A 21,567-nucleotide genomic window follows, 5' to 3' on the forward strand; every position below is an offset into this window, starting at 1 on the left:
AAGCCTGGTCGTGGCGCTGAGCCAGGAGCCGCTCGATCACGGCAGCGCGCAGTTTCAGGCGTCGAACCTTGAATTCACCTCGATCGATGTCGGCAACGCCGCCAGCAATGTGATCCCGGCACAGGCCCGCGCCAAGTTCAACATCCGCTTCAACGATCTGCATACGCAGGATTCGCTGCGCGAACTGGTCGAACAGCGCATGGCCGGGGCGGCCGGCAATTGCATCAAGGCGCGGATCGTGTGGGAATATTCCAACTCCAACGTGTTCGTCACCAAGCCCGGCGCCTTCACCGATCTCGCGGTCGCGGCGATCGAAGCGGTCGCCGGCCGCAAACCGGAATTGAGCACCTCGGGCGGCACCTCGGATGCGCGCTTCATCTCGGGCTATTGTCCTGTGATCGAGTTCGGCCTGGTCGGCCAGACCATGCATCAGGTCGACGAGCGGACGCCGGTTTCCGATCTCGAGAAGCTGACCAGGATCTACCGCGGCATCCTGGATCGTTATTTCGCATGACCAGGAAAATCCTGGTGCTCACCGCGATCGACGACGAGCTGGACAAGGCCCGCGCGCCGGCGGACGTCGAGGTGATCTATAGCGGCGTCGGCAAGGTGAATGCCGCGAGTGCGGCGACGCTTGCCCTCCTGGTATTGCGGCCATCGCTGGTGATCAATTACGGCACCGCGGGGCGAATCAACGAGACGCTTTCCGGCCTTGTGGAAGTGGCGCATGTCGTGCAGCGCGACATGATGGCCATGCCGCTGGTGCCGCGCGGACGAACGCCGTACTCGTCCAACCTCGACAAGCTGTCCTCCGGATTTGATGGCGTGACCTGCGGGACCGGCGACAGTTTCGTGACGTCTGATGATCCGTGGCTCAACGAGAACCATGTCGATGTCGTCGACATGGAACTGTTCGCGATCGCCCATGTCTGCCAGCGCCACTCAATCCCCTGGCGCGCGTTCAAATTCATCACCGACGATGCCAACAATTTGGTCGCCGATCACTGGATCGCCGATGTTGGGAGCGGACAGGATCAGTTCTGGGATGAGGTGAAGGCGTTAAAGACGGTGGACTGAAGCCTGTTCGAAAATTGCTCGTTCTCGTCCGCTAACCCTACAACGTCATTCCGGGACACGCGTCTTCGCGTGGACCCGGAATCTAGAAGTTATCGCACGAGATTCCGGGTTCGCGCTTAGGCGCGCCCCGGAATGACGACCGTGTATCAAAGACTAATAATCCACCCGCACCAGATAGAGCCCGTCCGGCGGGGCGACAGGGCCGCAGGCGGCGCGGCTGCGGGCGGCAAGGGCGGCCGCGAGATCGTCGGCGCACCAGCGGCCTTCGCCGACCCAGACCAGTGAACCGACCATCGAACGCACCTGGCTGTGCAGGAACGAGCGCGCCGAGGTCAGGATGTTGACGGCATCGCCATCCCTTGCGACGTCGAGCTGGTCGAGCGTTTTCTCTGGCGATTTCGCCTGGCACTCGCTGTCGCGGAATGTCGTGAAGTCGTGCTTGCCGACAAGACGTTGCGCGGCCAGGTGCATGGCGTCTGTATCGAGCGGGCGCGGCAGCCGCCAGGCGCGCCCGACGTCGAGCGCGAGATTGGCGCGGCGATTGGCGATGCGGTAGAGATAATGCCTTTTTTTCGCGGAAAACCGCGCCTCAAAATTGTCAGGCACGATTTCCGCGCTGAGAACGCCGATCGGCAACGGCCGCAAATGCGCGTTCAGGCCGTCGCGCAAGCGACCGGGCGCGAAGGGCTTGGCAATATCGCAATGCGCGACCTGCCCGAGCGCATGCACGCCGGCGTCGGTGCGGCCTGCGCCATGAACGCGAATCTCTTCACCGCAGATTGCCTTGACCGCGTTTTCCAGCGCGCCCTGCACCGACGGGCCATTGTCCTGAATCTGCCAGCCGCTGAACGGGGCGCCGTCATATTCGATGATGAGTTTATAGCGGGGCATATCCGTCCAAGACCGAAGTCATCATCCGCGAAAGCGGATGATCCAGTATTCCCTGAAATCTCGATTCGATCTCAATGCCGCGGCGTACTGGATACCCCGCCTTCGCGGGGTATGACAGTGGTGTTTGACGACGGGCATCAGCCTAACCGCGCCGTTGCCCTGATCGGCGTGCCGCGCAAAAATTCCTCCGCCTTCATCGGCTGCTTGCCGGAGCGCTGCAGTTGGAGGATTCGCAACGCGCCCTGCCTGCAGGCAACCGTCAGGCGATCATCGAGCAATTCGCCGGGCGTACCGGATCCGCCGGCGATTTCGCCGCGCAGGATCTTGACCCGTTGAGCCGCGCCTTCGAGCGTCATTTCGCACCAGGCGCCGGGAAATGGCGACAGTCCGTGAATATGGCGCAGGACGTCGCGCGCTGGCCTGTTCCAGTCGATGCGCGTTTCGGCCTTGTCGATCTTGGCGGCATAGGTCACGCCCTCGCCGCCTTGCGGCCTGAATTGCAGCATGCCGCGTTCCAGCGCGCCGATCGCGCGCACCATCAGGTCGGCGCCGAGTGGGGCCAGCGCGTCATGCAAGTCGGCCGCCGTCATCGCATCCGTGATGGTGACACGTTCGGCCATCGCGATATCGCCGGTATCTAACCCGGCATCCATCATCATGGCCATCACGCCGGTCTCGCTATCGCCGGCCATGATGGCGCGGTTGATCGGCGCGGCTCCCCGCCAGCGCGGCAACAGCGAGGCATGCAGGTTGAAGCATCCGAGCCGGGGGACATCGAGAACGGCCTGCGGCAGGATCATGCCATAGGCCACGACCACGGCGGCGTCTGCCTCGCAGGCGCGCAACTCCCCCAGCGCCTCCGGCGTCTTCAGTGTCGATGGCGTCACCACGGCAATGCCGAGGCGGCGGGCCTCCTGTTCGACCGGGCTCATCTGCAATTTCATGCCGCGGCCGGCGGGCTTTGCCGCGCGGGTATAGACGGCCGCGATCTGGTGGCCATGGGCCACGAGTTCAAGCAGCGTCGGCACCGCGAATTCGGGCGTACCCATGAAGATCAGACGTAGCGGCATGAACTTTTCCACGTGTGACGAGGTGTCGATTTTCCTTTCGTCATGCCCGCGCTTGTCGCGGGCATCCACGTCTTTCTTGTCGCCGCAAAGACGTGGATGGCCGGGTCAAGCCCGGCCATGACAGACATGACTAAACTCTATCCCTTACTCCGCTGCGCGCTTGGCAGCCTTGGAAAATTTCTTCATCACGCGGTCGCGCTTGAGTTTCGACAGATAGTCCACAAACAACACGCCGTTGAGATGGTCGATCTCGTGCTGGATGCAGGTAGCGAACAAGCCCTCGGCGTCTTCCTCGTGCACCTTGCCGTCGAGATCGGTGAAGCGAAAGCGCACCTTCGCCGGCCGCTCGACCTCCTCGTAATATTCGGGAATCGACAGGCAGCCCTCCTCATATACGGAGGTCTCCTCCGATGAGGCCAATATCTCGGGATTGATGAAGACCCGCGGTTGCGGCGTGACCTCACCCTCCTCGTTCTTCCGCGCGAGATCCATGGTTATCAGGCGCAACGGCTGGGCAACCTGGATCGCGGCGAGACCTATTCCCGGCGCGTCGTACATGGTCTCGAACATGTCGTCGGCGAGCTTGCGGATCTGGGTTGTGACCTTCTCGATCGGCTTGGAGACGAGCCGCAACTGCTTGTCGGGGAGGATGATGATTTCTCTTAATGCCATGGCGGGATTTAAGCTTGGGATTTGCGGGGGTCAATGTGTCGGGATGAGCGCATTAACCGGCGCTTAACCATGTTTTTTAAGGAAGCGTTAACCACAAAAATCGCCCGCGTTCCACATAATCGTTCCCTCTTCGTTCGTATTCAAGGGCGAATCGGTTACAACGGCGGCATGAACGACATTGTTTTCAGGATCGGCGAATGGCCGGTCCATACCGGCGATGTGCTGATCGGTCTCAGTGCGCTCGCCCTCATCCTGCTCCTGGTCATCGCCATCGTGGTCGCGCGATCCGGTCGGCGTGGGCTCGAATTGGCAATGGCGCAGGCCGAGCGCGCCGATGAGCTGGAGGACCGCCTTGCCGAGGTGCTGCGCGCGCAAAGCGAGGCCACCGGCCGCGTCGATGCGATGGGCCAGGCATTGGCCGGCCGCCAGGCCGAAATGGCACGTGCGGTGACCGAACGGCTTGACTCGGTGACCCACCGCGTCGGCCAGTCGATGGAACAGACGACGCGCCACACGATGGATTCGCTCCGCGTGCTGCATGAAAGGCTCGGCATCATCGACAACGCCCACAAGAATCTGACCGATCTCACTTCGCAGGTAACGACGCTGCGCGACGTGCTGGCCAACAAGCAATCGCGCGGCGCCTTCGGCCAGGCGCGGATGGAGGCGATCGTCCAGGACGGCCTGCCGAAGGGCGCTTACGAATTCCAGCACACGCTCTCGACCGGCAAGCGGCCCGATTGCGTCGTGTTCCTGCCCGACCAGCGCCCGCTCTGTATCGACGCCAAGTTCCCGCTGGAGGCCATCACCGCGCTGCACGACGCGCGCAGCGATGAGGAAAAGAGAATAGCCAGCCAGCGGCTACGCGCCGATGTCATGAAGCATGTCGGCGACATCGCCGAAAAATACCTGATCGCGGGCGAAACCCAGGACAGCGCGCTGATGTTTGTGCCTTCCGAATCGGTCTATGCCGAGATTCACGATCGCTTCGACGATGTGATCCAGAAGGCTTATCGCGCGCGCGTCGTGCTGGTGTCGCCGTCGCTTCTGATGCTGGCGATCCAGGTGATGCAGCAGATCCTGAAAGATGCACGGATGCGCGACGCCGCCGACCAGATTCGGACCGAAGTGCTCAATCTCGGCGACGATCTCGGACGATTGCGCGAGCGCGTGCTCAAGTTGCAGAAGCATTTTGCCGACGCCAACGAGGATGTTCGCCAGATCCTGATTTCCGCCGACAAGATCGAAAAGCGCGCTGGTCGAATCGAGGAACTCGACTTCAGCAAGGCCGATGCGCCTTTGGAAGCGCCCCGTACCGTCAGGCCTGCCACGCCGGAACTGTTCCCGCTGCCGCGCAAGCTGCAGGCGGGGGAGTGAGCAAAATTGACGCAGGCTGCCGCCGCGAATCTTGCTGTCGTCGCCCGGCTTGACCGGGCGATCCAGTATTCCAGAGACGGCAGATGGGAACTCGCAGCTACTACATCTATATTCTCGCCAGCCGCATTGGTGGGACCTTATACATTGGTGTGACTAATGATCTCATCCGACGCGTGGCTAAACATAAATCGAGGATCGCCGAGAGTTTCACAAAACGTTACGACGTGACACGACTCGTTTACTTCGAAATCTTCGACCAGATTGATCAGGCCATCCATCGCGAGAAGCGATTAAAAAATGGCCCCGTGCGTGGAAGATTTCACTGATTGAGCGGGACAATCCGAACTGGATCGATCTTTTTCCGGAGATCGCCAAGGGCGGTCGATAGGCCTCTGGAATACTGGGTGGCCCGGTCAAGCCGGGCGACGACATTATCATTTGTTGCGCCAGAATCTGCTAACACCGCTCCATGTCGACACCGGAAACGACCTCATCTTCCCCAAACCCCGCTACGCGCGTTAGCTGGCGTGAGAGTCTTGCAGTCTATCTGCAACGCCGGGTGCTCATTGTCATGTTTCTCGGCTTTTCCTCCGGCCTGCCGCTGGCGCTGTCGGGTTCGACGCTGTTGGTCTGGATGCGCGAATCCGGCGTCGATCTTGGCACCATCGGACTTTTTGCGCTGGTCGGGACGCCCTATACGCTGAAATTCCTCTGGGCGCCGCTGGTCGATGCGCTGCACGTGCCATTCTTCACGCACCAGTTCGGCCGTCGACGCGGCTGGCTGTTGTTTTCGCAATTGCTGCTGATCGCGGCGACCCTGCTGCTCGCGCTCGCCGACCCAGCGCGCTCGCCCGCATTCGTGGCGTTCGCCGCACTGCTGGTCGCAACGGCGTCATCGACGCAGGACATCGTGGTCGATGCCTTTCGGGTCGAGAGCCTGCCCGAGAGCGAACAGGCTGCCGGCATGGCGGGCTATGTCGCCGCCTACCGGATCGGCATGCTGGCCTCGACCGCCGGTGCGTTGTTCCTGGTGAGCGGTTATGAGAGCGCCGGGACACTGCGTTCCTCCGCCTGGATGTGGGGCTATGTGACGATGGCCGCGATGATCCTGATCGGCGCCGTCACGGCGCTCGTCGCCACCGAACCCGCGCAATCCGCGCGCGCGGAAGCAGCGACCGGCAGCGAGACCGCGTTTGCGCGCGTGATCCATGCCGCCTGGGGCGCGTTTTCGGAATTCTTGATCCGGAAAGACGCGCTTGCCGCGCTCGCCTTCGTGGTGCTGTTCAAATTTACCGACGCCTTTTCCGGCAGCATGACCGCGCCTTTCGTGATCGACCTCGGCTTTTCGCGCAACGATTACGCCGCGATCGTCAAAGGCGTTGGACTTGCCGCGACCCTGATCGGCGGCTTTGCCGGTGGCTTTGTTGCCAGGCGTTACTCCCTTGCCGCAAGCCTATGGATCGGCGGCGTGCTGCAGGCCGTCGCCAACCTGTCGTTCTCGTGGCTTGCCTTGGTCGGCGTCAATCAATGGGCGCTGGCCTTTGCGATATCAGCGGAAAACTTCACCAGCGCCATCGGCACCGTGATCTTCGTCGCCTATCTGTCGGCGCTGTGCCAGAATCCGCTGCACACCGCGACCCAATACGCGCTGCTCACCGCGCTGGCCGCAGTCGGGCGAACTTACCTTTCGTCAGGCGCAGGCTATGTCGCGAAGACAACCGGATGGCCGCTGTTCTTCGTTATCTGCGTCGTGGTCGCGGTGCCGAGCCTGATCCTGCTTGCCTACCTGCAGCGGCGCAAGCATTTCGCGGCGTTGGAGACATCACCCGTCATCACCCGCGAAAGCGGGTGATCCAGTTCAGTACGCCGCGGCTTCTCGATTTTTCGCTGCTATCTCCGGAATACTGGGTCGCCCGGTCAAGCCGGGCGATGACATTAATGGATGCGGCAACATCGCGCCATCAATGCCTCGTCACCAGGCTCCATTTCGTCACCACCGCCTCGCTCATCTGGCCAGAACGTGTGGGGTGGGCAAAGGCGCACTCGCGCCGTGCCCACCACTCTCCGCTAACTCCATCCTCAACGGTGGGCACGCTTCGCTTTGCCACCCTACGACCGTCAATGACGACCAGGCGGTGATCGAACCTGAAGCCATCGCGCTTCAGAAAAGCGTTCGCTGCCGCATTGCCGCCGACAGCGTGCCCTCATCGAGATAGTCGAGCTCGCCGCCGACCGGAACGCCATGGGCGAGCCGCGTCACCCTGACATTGGCGTCCTGCAGGAGGTCGGTGATGTAGTGCGCGGTAGTCTGACCGTCGACGGTTGCGTTCAGGGCCAGGATAATTTCAGTCACTAAAGCATCATGGGCGCGCTTGACCAGTGCCTCGATGGTCAGATCCTGCGGACCGACGCCGTCAAGCGGCGACAGTGTCGCCCCGAGCACGTGATAGAGCCCGTTGGTCGCGTGCGCGCGCTCCAGCGCCCAGAGGTCGGCGACGTCGGCGACCACTACAATGATGGAACGATCGCGCCGCGGATCGGTGCAGACCGTGCAGGGATTTTGCGTGTCGATGTTGCCGCAGGTCTTGCAGACCTGGATCTTGTCGATCGCAACCTGCAATGCGGCGGCCAGCGGCGTCATCAGTGCTTCGCGCTTCTTGATCAGGTGCAGCGCCGCGCGCCTCGCCGAGCGCGGCCCAAGCCCCGGCAGGCGTGCCAGGAGCTGAATCAGGCGTTCGATTTCGGGGCCGGCAACCGCAATGGCCATCTGCTAGTGGTCCGATTCTAACATTCGCTTCCCGTTGCAGCGGATACCTTTGCGAATGTTGGAATCAAAGGACCACTACCAAATATGAAATCTAGTGGAGTTCAGGATTCGACATTCGCTTTGCGAATCCGCGGCCAGTGCCGCCGATTTGAAGTTCCTGCGCTACAAGCGGCGTACTTTATATCCAGGAACTTCAAATCGAAAAGCGGCACTGGAGTCAATAAATTCGCTGGTGCCCATGACTTTCTGAAGTTCGTGAATGGTGGGTGCTGTAACGGGACACGAACTTCGGAAAGTGGCACCAGTTGGGGTAGCGAATGTCAAATCCACTCCACTAGCCAAGACCGAGGCCCGGCGGCAAGCCGAGACCGCCGGTCAGCGCCTGCATTTTCTCCGCCATCGCGGCTTCCGCCTTGCGCTTGGCGTCGTTATGCGCGCTCACCAGCAGGTCCTCGAGAATCCCGCGCTCGTCCGCCTTGATCAGCGACGGATCGATCTTGATGGACTTGACTTCCATCTTGGCGGTCATCCGCACGCTGACGAGACCGCCGCCAGAAATGCCCTCCACTTCGACATTTCCGAGCTCTTCCTGCATCGCCTGCATCTTCGACTGCAGCTGCGCTGCCTGTTTCATGATGCCGAGAAAGTCAGCCATGACAGATTCCTTCCAGAATTATAGATCGTCGCCATCGGAGCTTTCGGTGAGGTCCTCACCGTTAGAATGGGATTCCGGCGGCTCGGGGGCAAGCTTGCGCACTTCGACCACTTTGGCGCCGGGAAAACGCGCCAGCACCTCCTGTACCCGCGGGTCGGATTCCGCGGCACGCTCGCGCTGGCTCCTCGCCGCCTCGTTCTGCGAGCGCAGCGTCGGCTGTCCGGGCTCGTTCGATACGATCACGGTCCAGCGCCGCCCGGTCCATTGCTCGAGCTTGCGGGAAAGGTCGTTGATCAGCGTTCGCGCCGCGCTGCGCTCCAGCGCCACCTCCAACCGTCCGTCTTCGATACGGACCAGCCGGACATCGGCCTCCAGCGCGGCCTTGGTTTGCAAATCGCGTTTTTCGGCAGCGAGCGCCACCAGTTCCGGAAAACTTGCAATCCGGCGCGCCGGCATGGACTGAAATTCCGGAGGCGGCGCCATCATCTGGGGCCGCACTGAAGCTTCCGCATTGGCACGAGGGGTAGGCGCCTGCCTGACGGGCGAAGTCGACATGGAGGAAACCGGCGCGGCCGGCGTGCTGCGCGGCGGCGCGTTGCCGGCAACGACGGGCGAAGCCCCGCCATTCTGCTCGATCATCCGGATCGCCTCGTCGGGTGTCGGCATGTCGGCCACGTAAGCGATGCGCACCAGCACCATTTCCGCAGCCGCGGCGGGACGCGTGGCGCCTTGCACCTCGGTAATGCCCTTGAGCAGCATCTGCCACATCCGCGACAGCACCCGCATCGAGATTTTGGCGGCGAATTCGCGCGCGCGCAGCCGCTCGGTTTCGCCGAAGGCGACGTTGTCGGCGGTCGCCGGCACGATCTTGACGCGGGTGACGAAATTGACGAATTCGGCCAGATCGGACAGCACCACGACCGGATCGGCGCCGGTGTCATACTGCTCGCGAAACTCCCGGAATGCGCCGGCGATGTCGCCGCCAACCAGATGTTCGAAAAGATCGATCACGCGGGTGCGATCGGCAAGCCCGAGCATCTGCCGCACGGCATCGGCGCGAACAGGACCTGCAGCGTGCGCGATCGCCTGATCGAACAGCGATAGCGAATCGCGCACCGAGCCTTCGGCGGCCCGCGCGATGATGCCGAGTGCTTGCGGCTCGACTTCCACGCCCTCTTTGGTCGCGATATGGGCAAGGTGCGCCATCAGCACATCGGCCTCGACGCGGCGCAGATCGAAGCGCTGGCAGCGCGACAGCACCGTGATCGGAACCTTGCGGATTTCGGTCGTGGCGAAGACGAATTTGGCGTGTTCCGGCGGCTCTTCCAGCGTTTTCAGGAACGCATTGAACGCCGCCGTCGAAAGCATGTGGACTTCGTCGATGATGTAGACCTTGTAACGCGCGCTCGCCGGGGCGTAGCGCACGCTGTCGTTGATCTGGCGGACATCGTCGACACCGGTATGGGAGGCGGCGTCCATTTCCAGGACGTCCATGTGCCGGCTCTCCATGATCGCCTGGCAATGCACCCCCATGACGGGCATGTGGATGGTCGGCCCCTGCACCGAGCCATCAGGCAATTCGTAGTTCAGCGCGCGGGCGAGAATCCGCGCGGTCGTGGTCTTTCCAACCCCGCGGACGCCGGTCAGGATCCAGGCCTGTGGAATGCGCCCGGTTTCGAAGGCATTCGAGACCGTGCGCACCACGGCGTCCTGGCCGATCAGGTCGTCGAAAGTGGCAGGGCGGTATTTCCGCGCCAGCACACGATAGGGCTTGCCGGCACTGGCCGCGCCGGAAAGATCAAAACCACCCTGCAGTGCGCTTTCCGAATCGTGAGGGGGCATCAAAGGAGCGCCAGCGTCGGTCATCGATCGATCCGCAATTGATTATCTCTCGAGGCCGGCTTTGCGGAACAGCGGGAGCAGATCCGACGCGAGGTCAGGCTGCCGTTTTTTGCGCGATTCGCCAGAAATAAAGGTGGGAGACTGACGAGCGACCCGATCCGGACCTCGTTAGGGCTGCTTCCTTCCGGACCTGACCCGGTTGGCGAGTGGCTCGTCCACCGCCAATCTCCCGGCCCTTATTTGGGGCCAAAACGACCGGAAAGCAAGCGGGCTCATGACCGTTCAAACCCGGCGCAAGGCGGCCCTTTCCAGAGGCCCCGGACCGTCGATTTCGACGGAGTGCGGAAGCGAAACTGGATCATCTGCTTTCGCCGGGTGTGGCGCCTTGCTATGAAACCTCGTCCACGCCCGAGGAAGGGTATTCGGGAGCCCTCATGTCCGAAACCGCCTGGTCGCTCCACCCGCGGCTCAAGGAAGACACGATCGATATCGGTGACCTGCCGCTGAGCCGGGTGCTGGTCATCAAGGATGCGAATTACCCGTGGCTGTTGCTGGTGCCGCGACGGCCCGACATCGTGGAGATCATCGATCTCGACGAGGTCGAACAAGCGCAACTGATGACCGAAATTTCCCGCGCCGCCCGTGCCCTCAAAGAGATCACCAGATGCGACAAGCTGAACATCGCAGCCCTTGGCAACATGGTGCCGCAGCTTCACGTCCATATCATTGCGCGCCGCTCCGGCGATGCCGCCTGGCCGCGCCCGGTCTGGGGCGTGGTGCCCCCGCTTGCGCACGATGCGGAGGAAGTCCAGAAATTTATCAGCGCACTCCGCCGCAAGATCTGGCTAGCGCCGCCTATTTGAAGTTCCTGCAGCACAAGCGCCAAATTCGTTCAGGGACTTCAAATGGAAAACCGGCACTGGAATTTTAGGTTTGCTAGTGTGGCGGTTCAGAAGTCCGCATCATTTGTGCCGCGGCTTCGCGAATATTTGCGAACTTCGGAATCGGAGCACTAGGTTGAACACATGACAGCTTTCGATTCGTTTCCTTTGGGCCAGCCGGGCTTCATCTCCCATATTCTCGATCGCGCCGCCCACCTGCGCGGTGACGAGGAAAAACTGCTCGCGCTCGAGGCCCATCCTGACGCCCGTGCCTATGTCGTCTATCGCGATTCGCTGGTGGTGAGACGTGAGGCCACCGGTCCCCGCGCCCTGCTCGGCCTCAATGAGGCCAGGCAATTGGGCGCCAATCCCGGCACGATCTTCTTAGGGCTGCGCCAAGGCGCGCCGGTGTTCGGCATGGGAATCTCGCCCGGCGCAGTGGAGCAGCTGCTGACCCGAGACGACGCTGCGGTGAGCGAGTTGCGCGGCATGGCCATGCAGGGCGTCGTCCCGGCCAGCGAGCTTTCGGCGATCGCGATGGCGAAATCGCTCGTGAACTGGCATCAGCGCCATGGCTATTGCGCCAATTGCGGGACCCGCTCGGCGATGAAGGAAGGGGGCTGGAAGCGCGACTGCCCGAACTGCAAGGCCGAGCATTTTCCACGCACCGACCCCGTCGTGATCATGCTGGTGACTTCAGGCGACAAGGTCCTGCTCGGCCGGCAGAAGCATTTCCTGCCCGGCATGTATTCGTGCCTTGCTGGTTTCGTCGAAGCCGCGGAAACCATCGAGGACGCGGTTCGCCGCGAGATCTTCGAGGAATCCGGGGTCCGTTGCACCGACGTCAACTACTACATGACCCAGCCGTGGCCTTATCCGTCGTCGCTGATGATCGGATGCACCGCGCGCGCGCTCAACGAAGATATCGTTGTCGATCGCACGGAACTCGAGGACGCACGCTGGTTCGATCATGCGGAAGCCGCCCTGATGATCAGGCGGGAACATCCCGATGGCCTTGCAGGTCCGCACCCGTTTGCGATTGCACATCATCTGCTCGGACGTTGGGTCAAGGGTTCGGACCGCGGGCATGGGGGGAACCCATGACGGCCGCGTCTGTTACGTTCGGGCCGGCGCTAGTGCTCCGATTCCGAAGTTCGCAAACATTCGCGGCGACCACCGATGCGACCTTCGGAATCATCAGGAGCACTGGTCACTTGATGTTTTCTAGTGCGGTTTTTGAATTTGAAGTTCCTATGACGAGGTTGCAGCAAAACTGATAGGAAGTTCAAATTCACCGCGCTAGTACATCCGGTGCGGTGAGTTTGAAGTTCCTCCCGATGCGGCTGTGGCCTCATTGCGGGAACTTCGATTTCGAAAGCCGTTACCAGAAATCGGTATTTCCCGGAGCTTGCTTGATTCCGAAATTCGCATCAGAGATCGCCGCGATAGCTTGCAAGCCTTCGAATCGGAGCTTCAGGTTCCCGCACCGTCCGGAATAGCCATGAATGATGCCCAAATACTTGCGCGGCGCACCCCGCGAAAAACACCTCCGCGGATTCTCTGCATCGGCATGCCGGTGCGCGACTTGACGTTTCGCGTGCCAGGATTGCCGGCGCGCGGCTCCAAGGAAAATGCCACGCATTTTGACGAGATTTGCGGGGGCAATGCGCTCAACGGGGCGATCGGAATCGCACGGCTCGGCGGCCGCGCCTCGATCTGCGGGCCGATGGGCGATGCGCGCGAAACAACGTCCAGATACATTTTCGATAAAATGGCGGAGGAAGGCATCGAGATGCGGCACATCGTCCATATGCCGGGCCTGGTGACGCCGATTTCCAACATCATGATCGATCCAAGCGGTGAGCGCACGATCGTCACCTTCCGCGATCCCGAACTGTGGAAGGTGCGCCTGCCCGACACCAACACGCTGCTTGAGGACTGCGACGCCATCCTGACCGAGAGCCGTTGCGCGGCGTTCTGCACCAATCTGTGCGCCGAAGCGACGCGGCGCGGCATTCCCGTGATCGTCGACGTCGACCGCGCCATGTCGTTGCGCGAGGGCCTTCTCACCGCCTCCTCGCATCTGGTGTTCTCCAGCGAGCCCCTGCAGGAGACCGCCGGCATCGCCGATGACGGCGAGGCCCTCAAGAAGATCGCGAAACTAACTCCGTCGTTTCTGGCCGGAACACGCGGCGCGCTGGGCACGATCTGGCTCGACGAGCATCACCACCTGCAGCAGACGCCGGCCTTCCCGGTCCACACCGTGGACACGTTGGGGGCAGGCGACGTCTTCCACGGGGGGTTTGCCCTCGCGATCACCGAGGGCCAGAATCTGCGGTCGGCGCTCAAATTCGCCTCTGCCGCCGCTGCCCTGAAATGCACTCGCTTCGGAGGCGCTTTCGCAGCACCCCAACGTGCTGAAGTTGAAGCGCTTTTGAGCCAGGCCCAAGCCGTGGGAACAGCGTCCACCGGGCAATAACGGACTTGAATTAGAAGGATTTTCTCTATAATAGGGTCACAAACCCCCTTATTGGAAGAAAGTTCTTCTCATGACCGAATTAGCCGTTCACACCCTGGAGCCCAATCGAAGGCTCGACGCTATCGACCGCAAGATCCTGACCGTCCTGCAGCAGGATGCCTCGCTGTCTGTTGCCGAGATCGGCGACCGTGTCGGGCTGTCTTCCACCCCCTGCTGGAAACGCATCCAGCGGCTAGAAGCCGACGGCGTCATCCTCCGCCGCGTCGCACTGGTCGATCAGAACAAGATCGGGCTGGGCATCACCGTCTTTGTGTCGGTCGAAAGCGCCGATCACTCCGAAGCGTGGTTGCGCAGATTCGCCGACGCCGTCAGCGCGATGCCGGAGGTGATGGAATTCTACCGGATGGCTGGCGACGTCGATTACATGCTGCGCGTCGTGGTCGCAGACATGCAGAGCTATGACGTGTTCTACAAGAGGCTGATCGGCGCGGTGCCGTTGAAGAATGTCACGTCGCGCTTTGCGATGGAGAAGATCAAGTCGGTGACCGCCCTGCCGATACCGGCGATGAGCTAGCGAACGGATCGACTCCGATCAAAGCGTCACGGGCGTGAGGGACGGCGTTTCGCTTCGCCGTGCCTTTCCCGATCCCTTGCGCGGCAATGTCGTCCGTTGCAACAACCCCGCCGTTTTCTGAAGCCATAGTACAACCATTTGTATTATCGATGTCTTCTCGGCGGGCGGCGGCATTTTTACCAGTAATTAGCATTGACTCGATAATTTGCCGCGATGGGGCACGAAAGCGGCAGTGCAGCGATCCGGTGGCCTGCGTGGCTGAACGCGACCGCCCTGCTGTTTTTGAGCTGGATCACGCTCGCCGCATTCTCCTTTCAGATTCGCGCCGATGCCGAGGTGGTGGCAGTTGTGTTCCCGATTTGGTGGAATGCGCAGCAAGCGTTCCAGGCCGCGGCGTCCGCCAACGCCTCGATCATAAGAACGACGGCAATTCCAGCCGTACTGGTTGTTCGGCCTGACAACCCTGGCGGAGTGGACCGGCTGCGCCAGGCCGGTGTCTGGCTTGCGATCGACCCGCAGGCGGTCGCGGCCTGTTTGACGTTTGAAGGCGGGGGAAACCGAGGATGATCGAGAGCAGTGATCTCAAACAATTGCGTGAGACGACCAGCAGGGCCTTGCTTGCGGTGCTCTGGTTACACGTTCCGGTCTCAATCGCCATCAGCATGGCGCGCGGGACCGACTGGATGCTGCCTTTCCTGATCACTGCGGCGATGGCTGCGGCCGCGACGCTGTCATGGCGCATGATAGGCAACGAACTTTCGACCCGCCTCATCTTTGCCGTCGCACTGATGGGCGATGTGTCGGTGTTCACCTTCCAGCTCGCCGGGCATCGCTGGCAGATCGACACCCACATGTATTTCTTCGCGGCGCTGGCCTGCCTCGTTTCCTACTGCGACTATCGGCCGATCATTGCCGCCACGATAGCGGTGGCGCTGCATCACCTGATTCTGAACCTGGTGCTGCCCGCGGCGGTTTATCCCGGCGGCGCCGACCTCGGACGGGTCGTGCTTCATGCCGTCATCCTCCTCATCGAGGCCGGCGTATTGATCTGGCTTGCCCACAAGCTCTCGCATCTGTTCGAGACGACGGCGCAGAAGACCGCCGAAGCGCAAGCGGCAAACGTGGCCGAGTCGCGCGCCAATGCCGAGCGTACCGAGACCGAGCATCGAGCCAAGCGGGAACGCGAGGCGGCAATGCGCGAACTCGCCTCCGGCTTCGAGCGCAAGATCTCCCACATCGTCGAAGCCGTCGCGGTGGCGGCGGGCGAAATCCAGGGACTGTCCACCTCGATTAACCGCAACAGCCAGGCAACCACGCAACAGACGGCCGCGGCGGCGGAGGCATCGACACGCGCTTCGGCCAATGTCGGAACGGTTGCATCAGCGACCGAGGAATTGACGGCCTCGATCGGCGAGATCGCCAAACAGGTGACCCGCTCGGCCGGAATCGCCGGCAAGGCAGCCGAGGAGGCACGCCGCACCAACTCCGTGGTCGAGGGACTGGCCAGCGGCACGCACAAGATCGGCGAGGTCGTCACGCTGATCCAGAATATCGCAAGCCAGACCAATCTTCTGGCCTTGAACGCCACGATCGAAGCGGCGCGCGCCGGCGAACACGGCAAGGGATTTGCGGTGGTGGCGAGCGAGGTCAAGGCGCTGGCCAATCAGACCGCGAAGGCGACCGAGGAAATCTCCGCGCAGGTTCAGAGTATCCAGACCGCGACCGGCGAAGCGGTCAGCGCGATCCAGGCGATCGGCGGAACGATTGCGGAGATCGACGAAATCTCGAGCCAGATTGCCGCGGCCGTCGATCAGCAAGGGGCCGCGACGAAGGAAATCTCCGGCAATGTGCAGCAGGCAGCCGACGGCACCAGGCACGTGAGCGAAAATATCCTTAGCGTCACGCGCGCTTCCGATGAGGCCCAGACCGCGACGTCGCGGCTCCTCGATGCCGCCAACGGCTTGTCGTCGCAGTCGAGCCGGCTGAAATCCGAGGTCGGCAGCTTCCTCGGTTCGCTGCGGGTGGCGTAGGGCGCAACCGCGTCCCGGACGCGATACAGCACGAAGTGTTGCGACGCCGGGCCGGGACCCAGAGGCCACGAAATTGCTGCGCATGGGTCCGGGGTCAGCAGTGCACTATCGCTTCGCTCATATTGCGCCACGCCCGGGACACGAGACCTCAAAGCTTCTGGTTATACTCGCCGACCTCGGGATGGGTTCGCAGCACCGAATCCATCGCCTCGAACATGTCGCGCATTCGCCGTTCCGAGACCGGACTTTCGACCACCACCACCAGCTCCGGCTTGTTGGAAGAGGCCCGCACCAGGCCCCAGCTGCCATCCTCGACGGTGACGCGCACGCCATTGACGGTGACGAGATCGCGGATGCTCTCGCCGGCGACTTTCTCGCCCTTTTCCTGCGCGGCCTCGAAGTGCTTCACCACCTTGTCAACCACGCCATACTTGGTCTCGTCGGCGCAATGCGGCGACATTGTGGGCGATGACCAGGTTTTCGGCAGCGCGTTTTTCAGGTCCGCCATCGACTTGCCGCCTGCGCGGTCGAGCATGTCGCAAATCGCGATCGCCGAAACCAGGCCATCGTCGTAGCCGCGGCCGAACGGCTTGTTGAAGAAGAAATGGCCGGATTTCTCGAAGCCCGCCAGCGCGCCCAGTTCATGGGTGCGGCGTTTCATGTAGGAGTGGCCGGTTTTCCAATAGGCCGTGGTCGCGCCCTGCTTTTGCAGCACGGGGTCGGTCAGGAAAAGCCCGGTCGATTTTACGTCGACCACGAACTGCGCGTTGTTGTGGATCGCCGACATGTCGCGCGCCAGCATCACGCCGACCTTGTCGGCGAAAATCTCTTCGCCTGAGTTGTCGACCACGCCACAGCGATCGCCATCGCCATCGAAGCCCAGACCCACGTCCGCCTCGTGCGCGAGCACCGCATCGCGGATCGCGTGCAGCATTTCCATGTCTTCCGGATTGGGATTGTATTTCGGAAAGGTGTGATCGAGTTCGGTGTCGAGCGGCACCACTTCGCAACCGATCGCTTCCATCACCTGCGGCGCAAAGGCGCCCGCGGTGCCGTTGCCGCAGGCGACCACCACCTTGAGCTTGCGCTTGAGTTTTGGGCGGCTGGTGAGGTCGGCGATGTAGCGCGCCGGAAAATTCTCGTGGAACTGATACGAACCGCCGGCCCTGTTCCTGAAGGCGGCGTTGAGCACGATCTCCTTCAAGCGCGTCATCTCGTCGGGGCCGAAGGTGAGCGGCCGGTTGGCGCCCATCTTGACGCCGGTCCAGCCATTATCGTTATGCGAAGCCGTCACCATCGCCACACAGGGCACCTCGAGCGCAAATTGCGCGAAATACGCCATCGGCGTCATGGCAAGCCCGATGTCGTGGACCTTGCAGCCGGCGGCCTGCAGCCCCGCGATCAGCGCGTATTTGATCGAAGCCGAATAGCCGCGGAAATCGTGGCCCGTCACGACCTCGGGGCTGACGCCGAGTTCGGCGATGAGTGCGCCGAGCCCCATGCCGAGCGCCTGGACTCCCATCAGGTTGATTTCCTTGCCGAACAACCAACGGGCATCGTATTCGCGAAAGCCGGTCGGCTTGACCATCGGCTCGGACTCGAAGGCATAGGTATTGGGGACAAGCACAGATTTCGGCTTCGGAAACATTCAAAATCGGCCTTGTGACGATATGAACCGGACAGAGCAGCCATAGCGAATGCGGAAGCCGCGCGGAAGGCCGAAGAACCGCCTTCTCAAGGTAAATTGCCACGTATTCGCCGGGGAACTGGTTCGCTCGTCGGGCGAATGCGGCCCGATTACTGTTCAAGTATCATCTTGCCGTTGGCGTATTCGAACCGCTTCAGCCTCGAGAGGAAGGAAAGGCCGAGCAGGTTTTCCGAAAGCGCTTCATCCGGCAGCACCATCGCGTCGACGTCGTGTACCACGAGGCCCCCGATATCAACCATGGCAAGGCGCGTCGGCGCCGCCTTGACCAAGCCGTTCGCGGTCGTGACGGCTGCCCGGTAATCGCCGGGCGTCGGCCGCAACCCGAACCGCGCCGCCGAGCTTTCGTTCAGGGCGATGACCGAGGCGCCAGTGTCGACCATGAATGCGATCCGCTGGCCATCGATGCGACCTTCGGTCTGGAAATGACCGCGCGCGTCGCGCGGGATGGCGAGACTGCGCGCTCCGGCCTGCGATACGGTTTCGGCGACAGAGGCTTTTCGGACCGAAGCGGCAAGCGTGGCGGCGGCCGGCGCCGGCGTCACCCTGTCGGCCATCTGCGCCATGAAGGTGCCGAGGCCGACCAGGATCGCGGCAAAAATCAATATGTTACGCATCGCGCCACACCTGATCAGAGGATTCGCCGATCACATCATGCCGGCGGGAAAAGTTCGACCGACGATGCCGGGCGAGGCCAGCGATTTTGCCGAAAAGGATGAGCGAAGCGTTAACGGGAGAACCTGCTTTTGTTTTCGCAAACCAAGGTGGCGCAGAATGCCGCAAGCATGAATCCCGCGTTCAGCCCCTCACGTTCCCTTCCCTCATGTTCCCTTCCCTCATGTTCCCTTCGCTCACGTTCCCCTGGGCTTGGCGCGACGGGTCGGCGGCGCACTCGCCGGGTTTTCGGGCCAGGGATGCCTTGGGTAGCGTCCGCGCAGGTCGGAGCGCACGGAGGCATAGCTGCCGCGCCAGAAGCCCGGCAGGTCGCGTGTCACCTGCACCGGCCGGTGCGCCGGCGACAACAATTCCAGCACCAGCGGAATCCTTCCACGGGCGATCGAGGGATGAATGTTGAGGCCGAACAATTCCTGCAGGCGGACCGCAATCGTCGGCCCCTGCTCGGCCTCGTAGTCGATCGCCAATTGTGAGCCGGTTGGTGCCTCGAAATGCGTCGGTGCTTCGCGATCAAGCCGCGTACGCAATTCCCGGGGCAGAAGCGTCATCAACGCATCCGAAAGCTCGCCGGATGAAATCTCCTTCAACGACGTCTTGTCGTAAAGCAGCGGTGTCAGCCATGCCTCGCGTTGGGCCGCAAGCGCTGTGTCGGAAAGATCGGGCCAGAGATTTTGCGGGCCCTCGCCTTCGGCCTTTCGCAAGAACATCACGCGGTCGCGCCATTGCAAGGCCGGCTTCGACCACGGCAATTGCTGAAAACCGGCCGCAATCAGGCCCTCGCCGAGGATACGGGCGGTTTCCTCGGATGGCTGCAGCGCCAGCGGCGCTTCCGACAGCGTCAGCGCGTGCAACGTCTTCCTGCGCCGTGCCCGCAGCGCCATGGCGGTACGGTCGAAGGTGATCTCGTCCACCGTCTCGATCTGATCGGCAAAATGCGCCTCGATCTCCGCCTGCGTAATCGGCGCCGCCAGCAGAATGCGGCCTTGCGCGGCGGTGCCGGTGAGTTCGGCGACGGCCACATGGGGCGTGCGCGACAACGCTGAGGTTGGATCGATCGCAGCCCCGCGCCCGTTGGCCAGAACAAAACTGCCATTGCCGCGGTTACGTGCAATGCGATCGGGAAAGGCCAGCGCGAGCATGACGCCAACGGAGGGTTTGCCCCCGCTTTGTGTGGGATCTGCTTTCCTTCCGGGGAGATGCCTGGGCTCCCCTCCCCCTTGTGGGGAGGGGCTGGGGGCGGGGGTGACCACGGGTAATACTGCCCGTGTGGGCCCCCCTCCCCGACCAAGGGAGGAGGGAGAAGCAAGCGCCACCTGCGACGCCCAGCGTTGTGCTAGCGTGCGCGCGCTGTCGGCGCGCTGCGAGCGGTCGCGGCGAAAGGCGTCCAACCTCGCGTCGAGATCGACGTGGTCGCCACCGAGCCCGCGCTCGGTGAGCACCGCGGCGATTTCGGCCGCAGAGCGGCCGGCACCCAGGCGATGCGAATCCACGATCATGCGCGCCAGTCGTGGCGGCAGCGCCAGCGAACGCAGGCTCTTGCCTTCCGCGGTGATCCGGCCTTCGTCATCGAGCGCGCCGAGTTCGCCCAGGAGTTCGCGCGCCTCGTTCAGTGCCGGCGCCGGCGGCGGATCGAGAAAGGCAAGACTTGCGGGATCGCGCACGCCCCATTGCGCGAGGTCAAGCACCAGCGAAGACAGATCGGCGCTGAGGATTTCGGGCCTGGTATAGGCCGCAAAGGAAGCGGTCTGTGGCTCATCCCACAGCCGGTAGCACACGCCGGGTTCGGTACGCCCGGCGCGGCCGCGGCGCTGATCGACCGCGGCGCGCGAGGCGCGAACCGTTTCGAGCCGCGTCAGGCCGATGTCGGGTTCGTAATGCGGCAGGCGCGAAAGCCCGCAATCGACGACGATGCGCACGCCCTCGATGGTCAACGATGTCTCGGCGATCGAGGTTGCAAGCACCACCTTGCGGCGGCCCGGCGCGGCCGGCGCGATGGCGCGGTCCTGCACGGAGGCATCAAGGGCCCCGAACAGCGGCACCAACTCGATCAAGGCGTCGTGGACGCGCTCGGCAAGAAAATTCTGGGTTCGGCGTATTTCCGCAGCGCCCGGCAGAAACGCCAGCACCGAACCGTGATCGGCACGAAGCGCCATCGCTATGGCGTCCGCCATCTGCCGCTCCAGCGGCATGTCCGGCTTTCGGCCGAGATAGCGTGTCTCGACCGGAAAAGCGCGGCCCTGGCTTTCAATCACCGGCGCGTCGCCGAGCAGTCTGGCGACCCGCGCCCCATCCAGCGTCGCCGACATCACCAGGATGCGGAGATCCTCGCGCAATCCGGTTTGCACATCGCGCGCCAATGCCAGTCCCAGATCCGCATCGAGCGAGCGCTCGTGAAACTCGTCGAACAGCACCGCCGCGACACCCGACAATTCGGGATCGTCCAGAATCTGTCGCGAGAAAATCCCCTCGGTGACGACTTCGATCCGAGTGGCGCGCGATACCTTGGAGCCGAACCGGACGCGATAGCCGACGGTCTCGCCGACGCGCTCGCCAAGCGTGTGCGCCATCCGCTCGGCGCTGGCGCGCGCCGCGATCCGCCGCGGCTCGAGCACGATGATTTTCTTGCCTCTCGCCCATGGCTCATCTAGCAGCGCGAGCGGCACCCGCGTGGTCTTGCCGGCGCCGGGCGGGGCCACCAGCACAGTGCTGGCGTTGCTTTCAAGCGTGCCCGCCAGTTCGTCCAGCACGGCGTCGATCGGAAGCGGCGTGTCGAAGGTGCGGGGCAAATCTAGCTCGTGTTGTGGCCGCGTCGGCTGATTCTTCCCCTCTCCCCTTGCGGGAGAGGGTGGCGAGATGCGAACGCAGTGAGCAT

The 21,567-nt window shown here is 62.6% G+C and carries 18 protein-coding genes, 1 other RNA gene and 2 pseudogenes; 11 read left to right on the forward strand and 10 right to left on the reverse strand.

Annotation, left to right across the window (positions count from 1 at the left end; genetic code table 11):
• Nucleotides 1-514 (forward strand): M20/M25/M40 family metallo-hydrolase (locus VNX23_RS08505; RefSeq protein WP_325628989.1); only part of this gene is annotated, 514 nt, incomplete at its 5' end.
• Nucleotides 511-1,077 carry a 5'-methylthioadenosine nucleosidase gene (locus VNX23_RS08510; RefSeq protein WP_325628991.1) on the forward strand — a complete coding sequence of 189 codons (567 nt, stop codon included), beginning with the start codon at nucleotides 511-513 and terminating at the stop codon, nucleotides 1,075-1,077. The genes VNX23_RS08505 and VNX23_RS08510, both read left to right, overlap by 4 nt.
• A 153-nt stretch (nucleotides 1,078-1,230) precedes the next feature.
• Here the strand turns inward: VNX23_RS08510 and truA are convergent, their stop codons facing one another.
• From truA to def, 3 genes are all read right to left on the reverse strand, one after another.
• Nucleotides 1,231-1,968: a tRNA pseudouridine(38-40) synthase TruA gene (truA, locus tag VNX23_RS08515; protein WP_325628993.1), complete on the reverse strand. Its 738-nt coding sequence runs from the start codon at nucleotides 1,966-1,968 to the stop codon at nucleotides 1,231-1,233.
• A gap of 137 nt (nucleotides 1,969-2,105) precedes the next feature.
• Nucleotides 2,106-3,038 (reverse strand): methionyl-tRNA formyltransferase, encoded by a 933-nt coding sequence (gene fmt, locus VNX23_RS08520; RefSeq protein ID WP_325628995.1) that lies wholly within the window; start codon nucleotides 3,036-3,038, stop codon nucleotides 2,106-2,108.
• Nucleotides 3,039-3,182: 144 nt separating this feature from the next.
• The gene (def, locus tag VNX23_RS08525) at nucleotides 3,183-3,710 is read right to left on the reverse strand and encodes a peptide deformylase (protein ID WP_325628997.1); all 528 of its coding nucleotides are present in this window, start codon (nucleotides 3,708-3,710) and stop codon (nucleotides 3,183-3,185) included.
• Between the two features lie 168 nt (nucleotides 3,711-3,878).
• On the opposite strand from def, the gene VNX23_RS08530 reads away from it, so the two are divergent.
• From VNX23_RS08530 to VNX23_RS08540, 3 genes and pseudogenes are all read left to right on the forward strand, one after another.
• Entirely contained in the window at nucleotides 3,879-5,087 is a 1,209-nt protein-coding gene (locus VNX23_RS08530) for a DNA recombination protein RmuC (RefSeq protein ID WP_325628999.1), read from the forward strand.
• Between the two features lie 83 nt (nucleotides 5,088-5,170).
• A pseudogene (locus tag VNX23_RS08535) lies at nucleotides 5,171-5,475 on the forward strand (GIY-YIG nuclease family protein).
• 81 nt (nucleotides 5,476-5,556) lie between these two features.
• Nucleotides 5,557-6,939, forward strand: a complete 1,383-nt coding sequence (locus VNX23_RS08540) for an AmpG family muropeptide MFS transporter (RefSeq protein WP_325629001.1) — start codon at nucleotides 5,557-5,559, stop codon at nucleotides 6,937-6,939.
• Nucleotides 6,940-7,248: 309 nt separating this feature from the next.
• Here VNX23_RS08540 and recR read toward each other — a convergent pair whose 3' ends face one another.
• The 4 genes and pseudogenes from recR to ffs form a co-directional block, all read right to left on the reverse strand.
• Nucleotides 7,249-7,854 carry a recombination mediator RecR gene (gene recR / locus VNX23_RS08545; protein WP_325629003.1) on the reverse strand — a complete coding sequence of 202 codons (606 nt, stop codon included), beginning with the start codon at nucleotides 7,852-7,854 and terminating at the stop codon, nucleotides 7,249-7,251.
• 334 nt (nucleotides 7,855-8,188) lie between these two features.
• A pseudogene (locus VNX23_RS08550) lies at nucleotides 8,189-8,512 on the reverse strand (YbaB/EbfC family nucleoid-associated protein); the annotation flags it as partial.
• Nucleotides 8,513-8,527: 15 nt separating this feature from the next.
• On the reverse strand, nucleotides 8,528-10,375 hold the full coding sequence (locus VNX23_RS08555) for a DNA polymerase III subunit gamma/tau (protein WP_325629005.1): 1,848 nt from the start codon (nucleotides 10,373-10,375) through the stop codon (nucleotides 8,528-8,530).
• A gap of 112 nt (nucleotides 10,376-10,487) precedes the next feature.
• Nucleotides 10,488-10,578, reverse strand: an RNA gene (gene ffs / locus VNX23_RS08560) — signal recognition particle sRNA small type.
• Nucleotides 10,579-10,785: 207 nt separating this feature from the next.
• Here ffs and VNX23_RS08565 point away from each other — a divergent pair.
• From VNX23_RS08565 to VNX23_RS08590, 6 genes are all read left to right on the forward strand, one after another.
• Nucleotides 10,786-11,214: an HIT family protein gene (locus tag VNX23_RS08565; protein WP_325629007.1), complete on the forward strand. Its 429-nt coding sequence runs from the start codon at nucleotides 10,786-10,788 to the stop codon at nucleotides 11,212-11,214.
• A 162-nt stretch (nucleotides 11,215-11,376) separates the two neighbouring features.
• The gene (nudC, locus tag VNX23_RS08570) at nucleotides 11,377-12,336 is read left to right on the forward strand and encodes an NAD(+) diphosphatase (protein ID WP_325629008.1); all 960 of its coding nucleotides are present in this window, start codon (nucleotides 11,377-11,379) and stop codon (nucleotides 12,334-12,336) included.
• Nucleotides 12,337-12,733: 397 nt separating this feature from the next.
• A complete protein-coding gene (locus tag VNX23_RS08575) occupies nucleotides 12,734-13,711 on the forward strand; it encodes a sugar kinase (RefSeq protein ID WP_325629010.1) in 978 nt (325 codons plus the stop codon).
• A 70-nt stretch (nucleotides 13,712-13,781) separates the two neighbouring features.
• A complete protein-coding gene (locus VNX23_RS08580) occupies nucleotides 13,782-14,285 on the forward strand; it encodes an Lrp/AsnC family transcriptional regulator (protein WP_325629012.1) in 504 nt (167 codons plus the stop codon).
• Nucleotides 14,286-14,498: 213 nt separating this feature from the next.
• Nucleotides 14,499-14,852 (forward strand): hypothetical protein, encoded by a 354-nt coding sequence (locus tag VNX23_RS08585; protein ID WP_325629014.1) that lies wholly within the window; start codon nucleotides 14,499-14,501, stop codon nucleotides 14,850-14,852.
• Nucleotides 14,849-16,315 (forward strand): methyl-accepting chemotaxis protein, encoded by a 1,467-nt coding sequence (locus VNX23_RS08590; protein WP_325629016.1) that lies wholly within the window; start codon nucleotides 14,849-14,851, stop codon nucleotides 16,313-16,315. Before VNX23_RS08585 ends, VNX23_RS08590 begins: the two co-directional genes overlap by 4 nt.
• A 148-nt stretch (nucleotides 16,316-16,463) precedes the next feature.
• Here the strand turns inward: VNX23_RS08590 and VNX23_RS08595 are convergent, their stop codons facing one another.
• The 3 genes from VNX23_RS08595 to hrpB form a co-directional block, all read right to left on the reverse strand.
• Nucleotides 16,464-17,963, reverse strand: coding sequence for a phosphomannomutase/phosphoglucomutase (locus tag VNX23_RS08595; protein WP_325629018.1), 1,500 nt, complete (start codon nucleotides 17,961-17,963; stop codon nucleotides 16,464-16,466).
• Nucleotides 17,964-18,112: 149 nt separating this feature from the next.
• Nucleotides 18,113-18,637, reverse strand: a complete 525-nt coding sequence (locus VNX23_RS08600) for a TIGR02281 family clan AA aspartic protease (protein ID WP_325629020.1) — start codon at nucleotides 18,635-18,637, stop codon at nucleotides 18,113-18,115.
• A 234-nt stretch (nucleotides 18,638-18,871) separates the two neighbouring features.
• The gene (gene hrpB / locus VNX23_RS08605) at nucleotides 18,872-21,481 is read right to left on the reverse strand and encodes an ATP-dependent helicase HrpB (protein WP_325629022.1); all 2,610 of its coding nucleotides are present in this window, start codon (nucleotides 21,479-21,481) and stop codon (nucleotides 18,872-18,874) included.
• Nucleotides 21,482-21,567 lie beyond the last annotated feature (86 nt).

The organism is Bradyrhizobium sp. (genome assembly GCF_035570375.1).
In the GTDB taxonomy this organism is placed as follows: domain Bacteria; phylum Pseudomonadota; class Alphaproteobacteria; order Rhizobiales; family Xanthobacteraceae; genus Bradyrhizobium.